The sequence below is a fragment of the Microlunatus spumicola genome (genome assembly GCF_039536445.1).
GTDB lineage: Bacteria > Actinomycetota > Actinomycetes > Propionibacteriales > Propionibacteriaceae > Microlunatus > Microlunatus spumicola.
The window spans coordinates 1-16,048 of record NZ_BAAAYR010000005.1 but is presented as its reverse complement, the minus strand read 5'-3'; the positions used below and the strand labels follow the sequence as shown (position 1 = coordinate 16,048).

The 16,048-nt window shown below is 72.5% G+C and carries 13 protein-coding genes; 6 read left to right on the top strand and 7 right to left on the bottom strand.

The window, feature by feature from the left end; genetic code table 11:
* The coding region (locus tag ABD665_RS17875) for an RNA polymerase sigma factor (RefSeq protein ID WP_344742608.1) at nucleotides 1-1,240 on the bottom strand (1,240 nt) is incomplete at its 3' end.
* Between the two features lies 1 nt (nucleotide 1,241).
* Nucleotides 1,242-1,634, bottom strand: a complete 393-nt coding sequence (locus ABD665_RS17870) for a YciI family protein (RefSeq protein ID WP_204911016.1) — start codon at nucleotides 1,632-1,634, stop codon at nucleotides 1,242-1,244.
* Nucleotides 1,635-1,830: 196 nt separating this feature from the next.
* Here ABD665_RS17870 and ABD665_RS17865 point away from each other — a divergent pair, with 196 nt between their 5' ends.
* From ABD665_RS17865 to ABD665_RS17855, 3 genes are all read left to right on the top strand, one after another.
* On the top strand, nucleotides 1,831-4,209 hold the full coding sequence (locus ABD665_RS17865) for a YncE family protein (RefSeq protein WP_204911015.1): 2,379 nt from the start codon (nucleotides 1,831-1,833) through the stop codon (nucleotides 4,207-4,209).
* Nucleotides 4,210-4,281: 72 nt separating this feature from the next.
* A complete protein-coding gene (gene rarD / locus ABD665_RS17860) occupies nucleotides 4,282-5,262 on the top strand; it encodes an EamA family transporter RarD (RefSeq protein ID WP_344742605.1) in 981 nt (326 codons plus the stop codon).
* A gap of 46 nt (nucleotides 5,263-5,308) precedes the next feature.
* Nucleotides 5,309-6,313 (top strand): aldo/keto reductase, encoded by a 1,005-nt coding sequence (locus ABD665_RS17855; protein ID WP_204911014.1) that lies wholly within the window; start codon nucleotides 5,309-5,311, stop codon nucleotides 6,311-6,313.
* A 263-nt stretch (nucleotides 6,314-6,576) separates the two neighbouring features.
* Here the strand turns inward: ABD665_RS17855 and ABD665_RS17850 are convergent, their stop codons facing one another.
* From ABD665_RS17850 to ABD665_RS17835, 4 genes are read right to left on the bottom strand one after another with little or no spacing between them, the layout of a single operon-like run.
* Nucleotides 6,577-7,479 (bottom strand): ABC transporter permease subunit, encoded by a 903-nt coding sequence (locus tag ABD665_RS17850; protein ID WP_204911013.1) that lies wholly within the window; start codon nucleotides 7,477-7,479, stop codon nucleotides 6,577-6,579.
* Nucleotides 7,476-8,333 (bottom strand): ABC transporter permease, encoded by an 858-nt coding sequence (locus tag ABD665_RS17845; RefSeq protein ID WP_344742602.1) that lies wholly within the window; start codon nucleotides 8,331-8,333, stop codon nucleotides 7,476-7,478. Before ABD665_RS17845 ends, ABD665_RS17850 begins: the two co-directional genes overlap by 4 nt.
* Nucleotides 8,330-9,214, bottom strand: coding sequence for an ABC transporter ATP-binding protein (locus tag ABD665_RS17840; RefSeq protein ID WP_344742601.1), 885 nt, complete (start codon nucleotides 9,212-9,214; stop codon nucleotides 8,330-8,332). The genes ABD665_RS17845 and ABD665_RS17840 overlap by 4 nt, the downstream gene beginning before the upstream one ends.
* A 3-nt stretch (nucleotides 9,215-9,217) precedes the next feature.
* Entirely contained in the window at nucleotides 9,218-10,324 is a 1,107-nt protein-coding gene (locus ABD665_RS17835; RefSeq protein WP_204911012.1) for an ABC transporter substrate-binding protein, read from the bottom strand.
* Nucleotides 10,325-10,568: 244 nt separating this feature from the next.
* Here ABD665_RS17835 and ABD665_RS17830 point away from each other — a divergent pair, with 244 nt between their 5' ends.
* The 3 genes from ABD665_RS17830 to ABD665_RS17820 all read left to right on the top strand — a co-directional run bounded on the left by ABD665_RS17830 (nucleotide 10,569) and on the right by ABD665_RS17820 (nucleotide 14,935).
* Nucleotides 10,569-11,921 carry a hypothetical protein gene (locus ABD665_RS17830; RefSeq protein ID WP_204911011.1) on the top strand — a complete coding sequence of 451 codons (1,353 nt, stop codon included), beginning with the start codon at nucleotides 10,569-10,571 and terminating at the stop codon, nucleotides 11,919-11,921.
* Nucleotides 11,909-12,898: a hypothetical protein gene (locus ABD665_RS17825; protein WP_204911010.1), complete on the top strand. Its 990-nt coding sequence runs from the start codon at nucleotides 11,909-11,911 to the stop codon at nucleotides 12,896-12,898. Before ABD665_RS17830 ends, ABD665_RS17825 begins: the two co-directional genes overlap by 13 nt.
* Nucleotides 12,899-12,961: 63 nt before the next feature.
* A complete protein-coding gene (locus ABD665_RS17820; RefSeq protein WP_344742600.1) occupies nucleotides 12,962-14,935 on the top strand; it encodes a M13 family metallopeptidase in 1,974 nt (657 codons plus the stop codon).
* A 9-nt stretch (nucleotides 14,936-14,944) separates the two neighbouring features.
* On the opposite strand, the gene ABD665_RS17815 is transcribed toward ABD665_RS17820, so the two are convergent.
* Nucleotides 14,945-15,358, bottom strand: a complete 414-nt coding sequence (locus tag ABD665_RS17815) for an ester cyclase (RefSeq protein WP_204911009.1) — start codon at nucleotides 15,356-15,358, stop codon at nucleotides 14,945-14,947.
* Between the last annotated feature and the right edge of the window lie 690 nt (nucleotides 15,359-16,048).

The window sequence follows — 16,048 nt, the reverse complement described above, 5'->3', positions numbered from 1 at the left end:
GGTTCAGCCGCCGGACCCGCGAGTTGAGGTAGCGCTGCTCGGGGATGCTCGCGGTCAGCCGCGCCGCGGTCGCGTACGCCGCCAGCGCGCCCTCACGGTCCCCGGCCATCTCCAGCAGGTGCGCCCGGACGGCGTGCGTCCGGTGGTGGCGGGCCATGGCCGGCTCGTCGAGGAGCGGCTCGACCAGGGCCAGCCCCTCGCGGGGACCGAGCGCCATGCCGACGGCCACGGCGCGGTTCAGGGTCACGGCCGGTCCGGGCGCCAGCCGCTCGAGCATCCCGTAGAGCAGGCTGATCTGACGCCAGTCGGTGTCCGCCCAGGTCGGCGCCTCCGCGTGCACGGCGGCGATCGCGGCCTGCAGCTGGAACCGGCCCAGGTGCCCCCGCGGCAGCACGTCCTCGAGCAGCGCGACCCCCTCCGCGACCAGGTCGGCGTCCCACCGGGAGCGGTCCTGCTCCGCCAGCGGCACGAGGTCGCCACGGTCGTCGACCCGCGTCGCCTCCCGCGCGGCGGTCAGCAACATCAGCGCGAGCGCGCCGGCCACCTCGTCGTGGTCGGGCAGCGCCCGGTGGAGGGTCCGGGTGAGCCGGACGGCCTCGGCCGTCAGCGAGGTGTCGAGCAGCGCCGTCCCCGCGCTGGCGGCGTACCCCTCGTTGAACACCAGGTGCAGGACCTCCAGGCAGGCGGCGACCCGGGCCGGGAGCTCCTCGGGCGACGGCCCCACGAACCGCGCCCCCGCGGCCCGCAGCGTCGCCCGGGCCCGGCTGAGCCGCTGCGCCATCGTCGTCTCGGGCACCAGGAACGCGGCCGCGATCTGCGCCGTGCTCAGCCCGGCCACCGCGCGCAGCGTCAGCGCCACCTGCGACGGCGGCCGGAGCGCGGGGTGGCAGCACAGGAGCAGCAGCCCCAGGCTGTCGTCGGTCGCGGCCGGCTCGTCGTCGGCGCCGGGGGCGACCAGGGCGTCGAGGGGTTCGCGGGCGACGACCGCCACCTCCCGCGCCGCCCGCGCGCGGTCGGCCCGGACCTGGTCGACGAGCCGGCGCGAGGCGACCCGGATCAGCCAGCCCCGCGGGCTGTCCGGCACCCCCTCGGTCCCCCACTGCACGGCGGCCGCGGCCAGCGCCTCCTGCGCCGCGTCCTCGCAGTCGCCGAGGTCGCCGTGGCGGCGGAGCAGGGCGCCGAGGACGTACGGCGACTCCCGCCGCCACACGTCCTCGACCACCCCGTCCGCGACCCGCACGTCAGGCGTCCTCGGCGTTCCCGCTCATGGTCGGGCGGAGCTCGACGGTCTCGCCCGGGCCGGAGAAGTGCCTGACGACCTCCTCGGCCCGCTCCTGGCTCTCGACGTCGATGAGGAAGAAGCCGGCGAGGTGCTCCTTGGCCTCCGCGTAGGGCCCGTCGGTCACGAGCGGCTGCCCGCCCTCCCAGCGGTAGAGCCGGGCGCTGCGCGGGTCGGCGAGCGCCTCGCCGCCGACGAGCTCGCCGCGTTCCGAGAGCTCGGTCAGCACGGCCTCGAAGCCGTCGTTCAGCGCGCGGCGCTGCTCGGCCGGCAGGGCCTGGTGCTCGGCGACGAACTCGCCGGTCGGGTGCCCCCACGGGCGGGGGTTGGAGTGGATCAGGATCACGTACTTCACGGCTGGCTCCTCTGCTCACGACGGGCCGGTCGGCCCCTCCACCTCGGACGTCGGAGCCGGACCACGGATCTCGACACCAGGATCGCGAAGCCGCCACGGGAGCGGCCACGGGGTGGGCGTGACCGAACCGATCCTGTGCAGACCCTGTGCAAGGTCCGAGAGAACCGCTAGCGTCACGAGACGAGGGGGGAGCTCGATGAGGAGTGACCGTCAGCATCGCGGTCGCCGGCACGACGCGCGGCACCGGTCCCGGCTGTGGTGCGTCCTCGTGGCGTGCGTGCTGGCGATCAACGCCCCGGTCGGGTCGGCGCAGGCGACACCGGGCGACCCGGTCGCCCCGATCGAGTCACCGGTGTCGCCCCCGGAGAAGGCTGCCGACGCGCTCGCTCCCGCGCCGTCGTCCGCGCCGCCCGGCACGACGTCGAAGATCACGAAGCCGTACGTCGTCACCCTGGATCCCGCGACCGACACGCTCTACGTCGCCGGACGCCGGGACCCCGCGCGCCTCTTCGTGCTCGACGCCCGCGGCTGCACCGTTCAGCAGGCGCAGTGCCGCGGTCCGCTGGCCTCGATCCCCCTGGGGGCGGCCGTGCTCGACATCGTCGTGGACCCGGGCTCCGGCACCGTCTACGTCGGCAGCTCCAACGGACAGGCCCAGGGCTTCGTGTCCGTCATCGACGGCCGGCGCTGCAACGCCCGGGACGTGTCGGGCTGCGGTCAGGCGTACGCCCGCTCGCTGAGCACCGGCGTCGACACGGTCAGCGGCCTCGAGGTCGACCCTCGCAGGCACACGCTGTACGTCGCCGGCGGCGGCTTCGTCACCGTCTTCGACACGCGTACCTGCAACGTCGACTCGTACGCCGGCTGCAGCGCGCCTGCTCGCGCCCGGGCGGGAGACCTCCGCGCCTACCCCCTCCTCGACGAGACCACCGACACGCTCTACCTCCCGCACGACAGCTCGGTGGACGTCGTCGACACCCGGACCTGCAACGCCACCGACGCCTTGGGCTGCGCGCGCGCCCCGGCGACCTTCCCGGTCCGTCAGCGCGGGACCTTCGGCGTCGTCGACCACAGCACCGGCACGCTGTACCTGGCCAACGACGACGGCGGCAGCCGGGACGGCCAGGTAGCGGTCGTGGACGCCCGGCGCTGCAACGCCCGGACCACGGCCGGCTGCCCGACGGGCGCGCCCCGGACGGCGCGGGTCGGGCCCCAGCCGCGCAGCCTGGTCGTCGATCCCCGCACCCACTCGCTCTACGCGGTCGCGTCCTCCGCCGGGGTCGTCTCGGTCATCGACACGCGGCGCTGCCGCGCCCGGCACACGTCGGGCTGCAGGCGCGTGCCCAAGACGGTGCAGACCGGCGACGAGCCCTCGTGGATGACGTACGACGCCCGGACCCGGTCCCTCTACGTCGCGAACCAGTCCGACGACACGGTGCAGGTGCTCGACGCCACGAGGTGCAGCGCGGTCCGGTCCACCGGGTGCCGGAAGAGGCCGCGGACCGCGCCGGCCACCGCCAACAGCCGTGTCCTGCCCACCGTCCGGACGATCTACCAGGGCCCGTCCCCCGCGAAGACCATCAGCGAGATCCCTCAGGCCGACGACACCCTCTCCTTCCTCGACACCCACCGGTGCAACCGGCGCCACCGGGACTGCTCCGCCCGCAGGTCGATCGAGCTCGGCTACTTCCCGCAGGTCTACGTCGACCCGGGCAGCTCGACCCTGTACCTCGTGGACGCCGCGGCGGACGTCGTCCACCTGGTCGACGCGCGCCGCTGCAACGTCAGCCGCCGGGACGGGTGCAGGCCGTTCGCCGACGTGTCGGTCCCGCGGGTCGGAGCGCTGACCGTCAACCCCCGCACGCACACCGTGTACGCCACCCAGGAGGGCGGAGCGACGACGATCGCCGTGCTGCCCGGACCGCACTGCAACGCCCTCGACCACACCCGATGCGCCGCCGCGGCCCACGAGGTGAAGCTGGGCAACGTGGTCAGCGGGATCGCCGTCGACGACGCCCGGGACACGGTCTACGTCGGGATCCCCCTCTTCCAGGCCGAGGCGCTGCTGCCGAGCACGGCGTGCGACGCGGGCCCGGCCGGCTGCGTCCCCGTCGCCACGACCTTCCTGGACGGGGTCCCGAGGGACGCGCTCGCGGTTCCGGAACGACACTCCCTCTACGTCGCCGGCGGCTTCGGCGCGGACACCCTCACCGTCGTCGACACCGCGACCTGCAACGTGCACCGCCTCGACGGCTGCGTCCAGCCCTGGCCGAAGACCGTCACCCCGAGCGTCCCGTCCGGCCTGGTCTACGACCGCCGCGCCGACCTCGTCGTCGTCGCGGGCTCGAGGGACAGCACCGTGGCCCTGATCGACCCAAAGGTCTGCGGCGCGGGGACGCCCTCCGGCTGCGCCCGGAGCTGGCCACGGGTCCCGGTCGGGTTCCAGCCGGTCGGCTTCGGCACGGACTGGCGGCAGAACACCCTCTACGTCTTCAACGACTACAGCGAGACCGTGACGCTGCTCGACCTCGCCGACCCGTGCCGTCGGAAGCTCTGCGTGCAGCCGCCGGGCTGAGCACGGGCCGGCTCCGGCCGACCGACGTTGGACGACGGTCGGCCGGGGGTCGGCGAGACCTACGCTGCCTGGGTGCCACTCGCCCCCGACCCTTCGCCGTCCTCGAGCCCGGCGGGACCGCCGCCGGCGGACCGCCGCACCCGGGAACGTCGGGGCATCGGCTACGGCCTGGCGGCGTACGGGATGTGGGGCGCGGTCCCGCTGTTCTGGCCGCTCGTGGCGCGGGCCGGGTCCCTCGAGATCCTCGCGCACCGGATCGTCTGGTCGTTCCTCATCTCCGTCGTGCTGGTGGTCGTGTCCGTGCGGCAGGGCTTCTGGACGCGGATGGCCCGGCGCCGCACGCTGCTGCTGCTCGGCTCGGCCGCCGCGATCGTCTCGGTGAACTGGGGCGTCTACATCTGGTCGGTCAACCACGGCCACGTCGTGGAGACCGCGCTCGGCTACTACATCAACCCGATCCTCTCGATCCTGCTCGGCGTGGTCGTCCTGCACGAACGGCTCAGCCCGATGCAGTGGGTCAGCGTCGGGCTGGCGGCCGTCGCGGTGGCCGTGCTCACCGTCGACTACGGGACGCTGCCCTGGATCGCGCTCGTGCTCGCGGTCAGCTTCACCGCCTACGGGTTCATCAAGAACCGGCTCGGCGCCGGCGCGGTCGACAGCCTGGCCGTCGAGTCGGCCCTGCTCACCCCGTTCGCGCTGGTCTACCTCGGCTGGCTGGAGCTGACCGGACGCGCGAGCTTCGGCCACGAGGGCTGGGGCCTCAGCCTGCTCCTGGTGTCGACCGGGCTCATCACGCTGGTGCCGCTGCTGTTCTTCGCGTCCGCCGCGACCCGGCTCCCGCTCAGCACGCTCGGGCTGCTGCAGTACCTCGCGCCGACGCTGCAGTTCGTCCTCGGCATCAGCTACTTCGGCGAGTCGATGTCACCGGGCCGCTGGGTGGGGTTCGGCCTGGTCTGGCTCGCGCTGGTGATCATGACGACCGACGGCCTCCTGCGCGCCCGCCGCAACCGCGCGGGCGTACGCGGGGCGGACGTCGAGCCGGCGGCGGTCTGACCGGCCCGCGCACCGCTGGCCCGACCCGTCCCCGTATAACGGGGACATGCAGTTTCGCTACCTCGGCCGTTCCGGCCTCAAGATCTCCGAGATCACCTACGGCAACTGGCTGACCCACGGGTCCCAGGTCGAGAACGACATCGCCACGCAGTGCGTGCGCGCGGCGCTCGACGCCGGGATCACCACCTTCGACACCGCGGACGCGTACGCCAACACCAAGGCCGAGACGGTCCTGGGCGACGCCCTGGCGGGCGAGCGGCGCGAGTCGCTCGAGATCTTCACCAAGGTCTACTTCCCGACCGGCCCCGCGGGCCCGAACGACTCCGGGCTGTCCCGCAAGCACATCCTCGAGTCGATCAACGGCTCGCTGACCCGCCTCAAGACCGACTACGTCGACCTCTACCAGGCGCACCGCTACGACTTCGAGACCCCGCTCGAGGAGACGATGCAGGCCTTCGCCGACGTCGTGCGCCAGGGCAAGGCGCTCTACATCGGCGTCAGCGAGTGGACCGCGGAGCAGCTGCGCGAGGCCCACGCGCTGGCCGTCGACCTGGGCGTCCAGCTCATCTCCAACCAGCCGCAGTACTCCATGCTCTGGCGCGTCATCGAGCCCGAGGTCGTGCCCACCAGCAAGGAGCTCGGCATCGGCCAGATCGTCTGGTCGCCGATCGCCCAGGGCGTGCTGACCGGCAAGTACGCGCCGGGCCAGCCGCTGCCCGAGGGTTCGCGGGCGACGGACGAGAAGGGCGGCGCCGACATGATCAGCCGCTTCATGAACGACCGCGTGCTCACGGCCGTTCAGGAGCTCAAGCCGGTCGCGTCGGACCTCGGCCTCTCGATGGCCCAGCTCGCCGTGGCCTGGGTGCTGCAGAACGACAACGTGTCGGCCGCGATCATCGGGGCGTCCAAGCCCGAGCAGGTGCACGACAACGCCGGCGCCAGCGGCGTGAAGCTCGACGCCGACGTGCTGAAGCGGATCGACGAGGCCCTCGGCGACCTGCCCGAGTCCGACGCGAGCCAGACGCGGTCCCCGCAGGGCCGCCCCAGCTAGCAGCTACGCCCCTGAGCCTGTCGAAAGGCCCGGAGGGGCTGGCACGCAGCTACGCCCCCTGAGCTTGTCGAAGAGCCCGAAGGGGTTGGCACGCGGCTACGCCCCTGAGCCTGTCGAAGGGCCCGAAGGGGTTGGCACGCGGCTACGCCCCTGAGCCTGTCGAAGGGCCCCGAAGGGGTTGGCGCCTCGAACGTTGACGGACGCCGACCTCTGCGAGGCCCTTCGACGGGCTCAGGGGGCGTTCGTCCTCGTGCTCGAATCCCTCAGCGGCGGGCGGACTTCCCCGCGTCCGGGCCCCAGGCGGCGAGGGCGGCGGCCTCGACGACGGCGGCGACCGCGTAGCCGAGGATGGAGGTCACCACCGAGACCACGACGATGGCCCAGACGCCGGAGAAGTTCCCCCGGCCCTTGTACGCGTTGAGGATGCCGCCCAGGCCGGTGAAGCCGGACAGCCACTCGGCCAGCATGGCGCCCACGATCGCACCGGGCACGGAGATCCGGACCGACGCGAACAGGGCGGGCAGCGCCGAGGGCACCCGGACCAGCAGCAACGTCTTGAGCTCGCCGCCGCCGTTCACCTTGACGAGGTCGAGCGCCAGCGGCGAGGCGGAACGGAGCCCGAGCACGATGTTCACCAACGCCGGGAAGAGCACGACGATCGCCCCGATGGTCGCGACGCCGAGCTTGCCCTGCCCGAAGATCAGCAGCAGCACCGGCGCCATGGCGACCAGCGGCACCGACCGGAGCAGCATCGCGATGGGCATGAACGCGAACTCGAACGGCTTGACGACCACGAACAGCGCGGCGATCACGCTCGCCACGACGAGCCCGGTGACGAAGCCGATCGCCGCGTCGCCGAGGGTGACGAGCCAGGCCCCCAGCAGCTGCGAGCGGGCCGCGTCCGCAGTCAGCGACGACGCCCGTACGGCCCGGGGCGGCGCGTCGGAGAACAGGTAGCCCCAGACGTCGAGCGGCGTCTTGCCGACGAAGCTGGACACGTCGAACGCCCGCAGGAGCAGGACCCAGAGCACCGCGAGGACGACCAGGGCGATCACGACGACGAGGAGCGAGGCGCCCAGCCGGCGCAGCACGGCCGCCGCGACGCCGGCGTTGGAGACGCGGTCGGCGACCGGCGCGGTGGACGTGGGGGCGACGGCGGCGCTCACAGCGAACCTCCGGCCGAGCCCGACGACCAGGGCGTGACGAACCGTCCGACCAGCCCGATCAGCGCGTACGCGAGACCCGCGACCGCGCCGGACACGAGTGCGAGGAACCACAGCTGCGGTGCGTCGGAGTTGCTCTGGGCGGCGATCAGGGCGCGGCCGAGGCTGCGGTCGCCACCGCTGCCCAGGTACTCGGCGAGCACGGCCCCGAGGAACGCGGCCGGCGCGGCGATCTTCAGCGCGGCGAAGAGGTTCGGCAGGGCGGCGATCAGCTGGACCTTCCGCAGCTGGGTGAAGCGGCTGCCCCCGTACGCGGCGATGACGTCCAGGCTCGTGCGGGGCGCGGCGCGCAGCCCGAGCAGGGAGCCGACCACGGTGGTGAAGAAGACGCTCAGCGCGGCCAGGGCGACCGACGCCCCCTGCGGCGCGTCCCGGCCCGCCACGATCACGAGGATCGGGCCGATGGCCACGAGCGGCAGGCAGTAGGTGACGATCGCCATCTGCGTCGCGACCTGCTCGAGGCGGGGCACGAGCAGGACGAGCGCGGCCAGGAGCAGCGCGACCACGTTGCCGATGAGGTAGCCCTCGGCGGCCGCGGTCAGCGTGCCGGTGAGGTTGCCGAGCGTGTCGGACCAGGTCGTCGCCGACCCCAGCTTGGCCAGCACCGCGCCGGGCTCCGGGATGGCGCCGCTGGCGGTGAAGAGCGTGCGCGACGCGACCCACCAGACCACGACGATGACCACCACGCCGACGAACCCGCCGACCCAGGTCGGCAAGCCGGCCACCCGCGTCCGCAGGCCGGTCGCGCCGGCCGGAGCGGTCGGGGGCGGCGGCGCCGCGGTGCTCGTGGCGCTCACTCCGCCGCCTCTCCCCCGCGGCCGAACAGCACCTCCGAGAGGCGGTCGTGGTAGGCGTGGAACTCCGGGGTCCGCATCATGTCCGGGGTCCGCGGGCGCGGCAGGTCGATGGTGACGACCTCGACGACGCGGCCCGGGCGGGGGCTCATCACGGCCACCACGTCGGAGAGGAAGACGGCCTCCGCGATGCCGTGCGTGACCATCAGCGTGGTCGCCGGCTTCTCGGTCCAGATCCGCAGCAGCTCGACGTTCAGCCGCTGGCGGGTCATGTCGTCGAGCGCGCCGAAGGGTTCGTCGAGCAGCATCACCGACGGCTTGACCACGAGGCACCGGGCGATGGCCACGCGCTGCCGCATGCCGCCGGACAGCTGCGCCGGCTTGGCCTTCTCGAAGCCCTGGAGCCCGACGAGGGCGATGAGGTCCTCGACCAGTCCCGGCTCGGGCCGGATGCCGGCCACCTCGAGCGGGACGCGGATGTTGCTCTCGACCGTGCGCCAGGGCAGCAGGGCCGCGTCCTGGAACGCGATGCCCAGGTGGTGCTCGCGCTGCGTCTCCCCCGTCGACATCCCGTTGATCAGGGCGGTGCCCGAAGTGGGTTCCTCGAGCCCGGCCAGGATCCGCAGGACCGTCGACTTGCCGCAGCCGGACGGACCGAGCAGCGACAGGAACGTGCCCTGCGCCGTCCCGAGGTCGGTCGGCGCCAGCGCCTGCACCTGCTTGCGTCCGAGCGTGAAGGTCTTGCTCAGGCCCTGCAGGTTCAGCCCGGTCGCCGCCTGCGGGACGGCGGCGGGCTCACGGGTGGCGAGCACGCGTGCGGGAGATGTCGGCGGGGGTGGGACCACCCCCGCATCCTGCGCCTCGGCCTCGACCGGCGTCGTCACGGCTCAGCCCTTGACGATGAGGCTCGGGTCGGCGGCGTAGATCTCCTGCAGCAGGCTCATGTCGAAGAGGTCCGCCGCGGTGATCTGGGTGCCGAGCGCGCCGATGGCCGCGACGATCTTGGCCTGGAAGTCGTCGGTCAGCGTGAACAGCCCGTTCGCCTTGGTGTCGTCGCTGACGATCAGCTTCAGCTGCTCCTCGAGCTGCTCGGTCTGGCCCTTGACGTCCAGGCCCAGCCCCTTGCCGTACGTGTCCGCGGCGAGCGCGGCCCCGGCGGCCGGGTCGGCGACCGCGTCGTTCCAGCCCTTGATCTCGGCGGTCAGGAACGCCTTGAGCTTGTCCCGGTCGCTCTCGAGCGTCTCCGTCGTCACGACGAAGGTCTCCGAGGCCAGCGGCAGCCCGTTGTCGGCGAAGGCCAGCGTGACCGGGGTGAACCCCTTGGACTTGACGATGAAGGGCTCGTTGGTCAGGTAGGCCATGAAGCCGTCGATCTTCTTCTCGGTCAGCGGCGTCGGCTCGTACTGCACGACGGTCGTCTTGATCGTGGCCGGGTCGATGTTGTTGGCCTTGAGCAGGCCCTCGAAGATCGACTGGTTGGTGCCGGCCTGGATGCCGATCGTCTTGCCCGCGAGGTCGGCGAGCGTCCGGATCGGCTTGCCCTCCTCCAGCGAGAGGATGCAGAACGGGTTCTTCTGGAACGTGGCGCCGATGATCTTGAGCGGGGCGCCCTGCTCGGCGACGAGCCGGGCGGTCGCGTCCGGGGCCGAGAGGCCGACGTCGATGGTGCCGGCGACGACGAGCGCGTCCGCGCTGTCCACGGGGCCCGTCACCAGGTCGACGCTCTCGAAGCCCGCATCCTTGTAGTAGCCCTTCGAGTCGGCGAAGAACTCCCCCGCGAACTCGATGTTCTTGATCCAGGACAGCTGCAGCGAGAGCTTCCCGTACGTGCCCGGCGCGACCGAGCTGGGTCCGGCCGCGGGGGCGCTGCTGCCGGCGGCACCCTCCGGGCTGGCGGTGCCGCCGCAGGCCGCGAGGGCGCCGAGGCTCAACGCACCGACACCGCTCGAGACCAGGAAGCTCCGGCGGGTGGACTTCGAGGCGAACCAGGGCACGGGATCCTCCAGGGCGGGACGTGGTCAGGCGGGTGCGCCCGCGACGGACGCGGCCACACCGTCTCAAGACGTCTTGGCGCTCCGGTTCCAGTGATGTGACGGGGAGGTTTCTGCGGACGCCGTTCCCGCTCGTGACGACCGCGTGGAACCGGCTCCGACGAGCCCCGCGAGCCTTAGAGTGACGCCGCGGACGTCGGCCCGGGCCGACCACCAGGCCGCGAGGACGGACGACGAGGCAGGGGTCATGAGCCAACCACCAGAGGGCGGGCAGGGACCGCAGGACGGTCAGCCGCCGCAGGGTCAGGGCGGCTCCGGCCCGCAGGGCCGGCCCCAGCAGGGCGGGCTCCCGCCCCAGCCGGGCCACCCCGGGCCGCAGGGCTACCCGCAGCAGCCCCCGTACGGACCCCGCCCGCAGGGCTACCCGCAGCAGGCGCCGTACGGTCCCGGGCCGCAGGGCTACCCGCAGCAGCCGCCGTACGCCGCCGGCCCGCGTCCGCAGCAGCCCTACCCCGGTCCGTACCCGCCCGGGCCCTACCAGCCCGGCCCCTACGCGCCGGGTCAGAACCCGGCCGGCCCGGGGCCGGCCAAGAAGCGCACCGGCCTGTTCGTGCTGATCGGCGCGGGTGCGCTGGCCCTGGTGCTCGCCGTGGTCGCCGTCGCCGTGAACCTGGGCGGTCGTGAGGACAGCGCGGGGGGCACGGGCGGCTCGGGTGGTTCCAGCACGTCGGGTGCGCCCGCGGCGGCCTCCGCCTCGGACGCGGTCACCGGCTACCTGAACGCGGTGGCGAAGGGCGACGCCGCCGCGGCCGTCGCGTACGCCGCCGACCCGTCGACGATCGACACCACGTACATGACGCCCGCGGTCCTGGCCGCCTCGGCGAAGCTCGCCCCGCTGACGGCCATCGAGGTCGGTCCGTCCGACCCGGACGCCACGTCGGTCCCGGTGTCCTACCGGCTCGGCGACACGCCCGTCTCCACCTCGCTCGAGGTCATGAAGGCGAGCGACGACACCTGGAAGCTGGTCTCGGTCGCCAGCGACGTCGACCTGACCTCGGCGCGCGACGACGGGGTCCCGATGCTGCTCAACGGGGCGAAGCTCAAGGCCGGGACGTTCAGCGTGCTGCCGGGGGTCTACCGCGTCACTTCCGGGCTGCGAAACTTCGACTACGGCAAGCGCCCCGAGCTCGTGGTGCGCTACCCGACGGACTACCCCGACACCACGCGCGTGGCGCCGCAGATCAGCAGCAAGGGTCAGCAGAGCGCCCTGGCGGCCATCAAGAAGAGCTGGTCGAGCTGCCTCGACAAGCACGCGCAGAAGCCGAAGGGCTGCCCGAACCAGTTCGTCTACAAGGACTTCAACTTCAAGGACAGCACCGTCCGCTGGTCGCGGCGCGGGTCTGACCCGTTCAAGAAGATCAAGCCGCAGTACAGCGACGCGACGACGGTGCAGTACGCCGTCAAGCGGGACCTGTTCCTCAAGGGCACCTGCACCGCCGGCGGGCGGACGGGGACCTGCACGGGGACCCTGAAGGGCGGCAACGTGCAGGTCGAGGCACGGCTGTCCGGCGACAAGATCAAGGTCGCGTGGCTGGTCTGACCACGAGTCCCCCGGCGACCGGTCGCCGGAGGCCGGGGCAGCCGGTGCTGTGGCTCTTCGTGGGCGTCGTCACGCTCGCGGTGGTCGGCTCGGTCGTCGGGTTCGTGGCCGCACGCGCAGGGGCGGGCACGCCCGACGACGCGGCGCGCGGCTACCTCCAGGCGCTGGCCGACGCCGACGCCGGGCGGGCGCTGTCCTTCACCTCCGCCCCGCCCGTCGACCGGACCCTGCTGACCGATGCCGTGCTCGCCGACTCCCGCGGGCGGGCGCCGCTCACCGACGTCCGGGTCACGGCCGCGCCCGGCGCGGACGACGCCGTGGACGTGCAGTACCGGCTCGGCGACCAGCCGGTGGCGGACCACTACACGCTCAGCCGCGTCGCCGGGGCGTGGAAGCTCGACCGGGTCAGCGTGCCGGTCGACTTCCTGCCCGACTTCGACAGCCGGCTGCCCGTCCTGGTGAACGGCACCGAGGTGCACGACCAGGGGTCCGAGGCCTTCCCGGTGAGCTACGCGGTCACGACCGGGCGCGAGGACGTCGACTGGGGCCCGACCAGCACGACGACGGTCGACCTGGCCGCCGGGCTCAGCAACCTCGACCTGGACGTACGGCTGACCCCCGCCGGGCGGAAGGCGTTCGTGGCGGGCGCCAAGAAGGCGGTCGCCGCCTGCACCTCGCAGCGGCAGCTGGCGCCCGACGGCTGCCCGTTCGGGTTCCGGCAGCCGACGCGCGGCCCGCGGATCCCGAGCTCGACCGTCCGCTGGAAGGTCAAGGGCGACCCGTGGTCGAGGCTGTCCGAGCCGGAGGTCGACGTCGTGACCGACCCGGGGACGGCCCGGGCGAGCGTGGCGATGACCTTCACCTGCCTCTGCCGCTTCAGCACCGGCCAGGCGTGCCGGCCGCAGGACGTGACCAACCCCGTCGCCTTCGTCGGCGACGTCACGCGGGAGCCCCTGGAGGTCCGGCTCGCCTCGTGACGCCCCGGCCGTCGAGGGCTCGGCCCCGTCCGCCCGTGGGTGCCCGTCAGTAGCATCGGCAGCGTGACGCAGACCGCCGACCCGACCGTGCCCGCCCTCGACCTCACCGACTTCGACGAGACGGTCCGGGTGCAGGACGACCTCTACCGGCACGTCAACGGCGGCTGGGCCGCGCGGACCGAGATCCCCGAGGACAAGCCCATGGTGGGCGCGTTCGTCGAGCTGCGCGACGCGGCCGAGGAGGCCGTCCGCGACATCATCACGACCCTCGAGCCCGGCGCCCCCGGCAGCGAGGCGCAGAAGATCGCCGACCTGTACGCGAGCTTCATGGACGCCGACGCGGTCGAGGCCGCCGGTGCGGACCCGCTAGCCGCGCCGCTGGCCGAGATCTCCGGCGCGGGCACGGTGGACGAGCTCGTCGCGCTGGTCGGTCGCCACACCCGCCGCGGCATCCGCGGCCTGTTCGACATCGAGGCCGAGTCCGACCCGGGCAACCCGGACCGCTACGTCATGTTCGTCGGGCAGGGGGGCCTCGGGCTCCCGGACGAGGAGTACTACCGCCTCCCCGCGTACGCCGACATCCGCGCCGCCTACCGCACGCACGTCGCCGGTTCGCTGGCGCTGGCCGGCTTCGCCGACGCGGAGTCCCAGGCCGACGCAGTGCTCGAGCTGGAGACCGCGGTCGCGGCCTGCCACTGGGACAAGGTGCGCACGCGCGACCTGCGCGAGATGTACAACCTGATGCCGCTGGCCGACTTCGAGGCCTCGGCCCCCGGACTGCCCTTCGCCACCTGGCTCGAGGCGCTCGGCGTTCCGGTGGAGGCCGTCGGCGAGCTCGTCGTCACGCAGCCGTCCTTCTTCACCGACGTCGCCGCGCTGCTCACCGAGGAGCGGCTGCCGGCCTGGCGCTCGTGGGCCGCCTGGAGCCTCGTCTCCTCCCTCTCGCCCTACCTGTCCTCCGCCTTCGTGCAGGAGCGGTTCGGCTTCTACGGCACCGTCCTCTCGGGCACGCCCCGGCTCAAGGAGCGCTGGAAGCGGGGCGTCGACCTCGTCGAGGGCGCGCTGGGCGAGGCGGTGGGCCGCGTCTACGTGGAGCGGCACTTCTCGTCCGTGGCCAAGGAGCGGATGGACACGCTCGTCGCCAACCTCATCGAGGCGTACCGCCGCTCGATCAACGAGCTGGCCTGGATGACCGACGAGACCAAGGAACGCGCGCTCGACAAGCTGGGCAAGTTCCGGACGAAGATCGGCTTCCCCACGCGCTGGCGCGACTACGGGACGCTCGAGATCGTCCCCGGCGACCTGCTCGGCAACGTCGTGCGGGCGAACGAGTTCGAGCTCCTCCGCAGCATCGCCAAGATCGGCGCGCCGATCGACCGCGAGGAGTGGCTGATGACGCCCCAGACCGTCAACGCCTACTACCACCCGCTGCGCAACGAGATCGTCTTCCCGGCCGCCATCCTCCAGCCCCCGTTCTTCAACGAGCACGCCGACGACGCCGTGAACTACGGGGGCATCGGCGCCGTCATCGGCCACGAGATCGGGCACGGCTTCGACGACCAGGGTTCGACCTGCGACGGCGACGGCCGGCTCCAGAACTGGTGGACCGACGCCGACCGGGCCGCGTTCGAGGAGCGCACGAAGGTCCTCGTCGCCCAGTACGACGCGCTCGCGCCGGCGCAGACGCCGGACATGCACGTCAACGGTTCGCTGACCATCGGGGAGAACATCGGCGACCTCGGCGGGCTGTCCATCGCCTTCCTGGCCCACCGCATCGCGCAGGAGGCCCAGGGTCCCGACGGCGAGATCGAGGGCTTCACCCCGCAGCAGCGTCTCTTCCTGTCCTGGGGGGCGGTCTGGCAGACCAAGGCCCGCGACGAACTCGTACGCCAGCGGCTCGCGACCGACCCGCACTCCCCCGCCGAGTTCCGCTGCAACCAGATCGTGCGGAACGTGGACGCGTTCTACGAGGCGTTCGGGGTGGGCGAGGACGACCTGCTGTGGCTCGGCGAGGACCAGCGCGTCAGCATCTGGTGACCGTCGGCCTCAGAGCGGGGCGCCCTCTCCAGCCGTGAGGGCGTCCCTCACCACGGGGAAGAGGTCTCCCCAGCACTGCACGACCCTGCCCTCGGCGAACCGGTAGACCACCAGCTCCTGGATCTCGATCGCCCGCCCCGTCGGGGGCAGCCCCACGAAGTCGCCCGTGTGCGTCCCCCGGCCGATGAGCCGAGCCGCGAGGGTGTCTCCCTCGACGACGACCGCCTGCAGGTCCCAGCGGTAGTCCGGGAACCCCACGCACACGTCACGGACCCGGTCCACGTAAGCCGCTCGCCCGTCCGCAGCCCCCGAACCGCTCACCTCGTCGGACACCAGCTCCCCCAGCTCCGACCACCGCCGTTCGTTGCACAGCAGCAGGTAGTGGTCGTACAGGGCAGTCAGAGCGGCACGTTCCGGTGGCACGCCCTCATGCTTCCACGCGACGCTCGAGCAATCCTGCGTCGGGCAGGCGGCTCCGCCGGCTCCACGCATGCGATGCCTCTCTCGGCACCCTGTTGGCACCCGCGCTGTGGAGGCAGCGACCTTCAGCCCCTGCGTGCGACGGCTATTGATGGCCGGTGAGCCCAATCCCTACAAGGGACGACAAGAACGCACTGACGACAAGGGCTGCAAAGTCCCTCACGAGCGGCAGCGCTGTCCTCGGCGCCGACCAACGGTGTCTGCTCGATGTTGTGTCGTCTGCGCGTGTTTGAACCCGCGCAGATGACACGGACGCGAGCAGATGTGCGGCTGGCCGACGAGCCAGTTCACAGTGGACGACAAGAACGCACCAACAAGCCGGCCGCCGGCAGTAAGCATCCTTGACCCAGCGCCAAAGCTCGCAGCGACCATTCCGGCTGTCTGCGCGACCTTGTGCCGTCTGCGCGAGTTTAAACACGCGCAAACGACACGAAAGCGAGCAGACGAGTCAGAAACCTCGCCACATCTCCCGCCTGGGGCCGGCCGTTGACCAATCCAGCGAGGCACCCACACCTTCGCCGGACTCTCACCAGCTCGCCATAAGAGGGTGGTCGGGAAAAAGGGTCTGGACGCACAAACACCTCAGGGTCGACCACGAATGGTCGACCCTGAGGTGTTGTGTGTTGTCCGGCG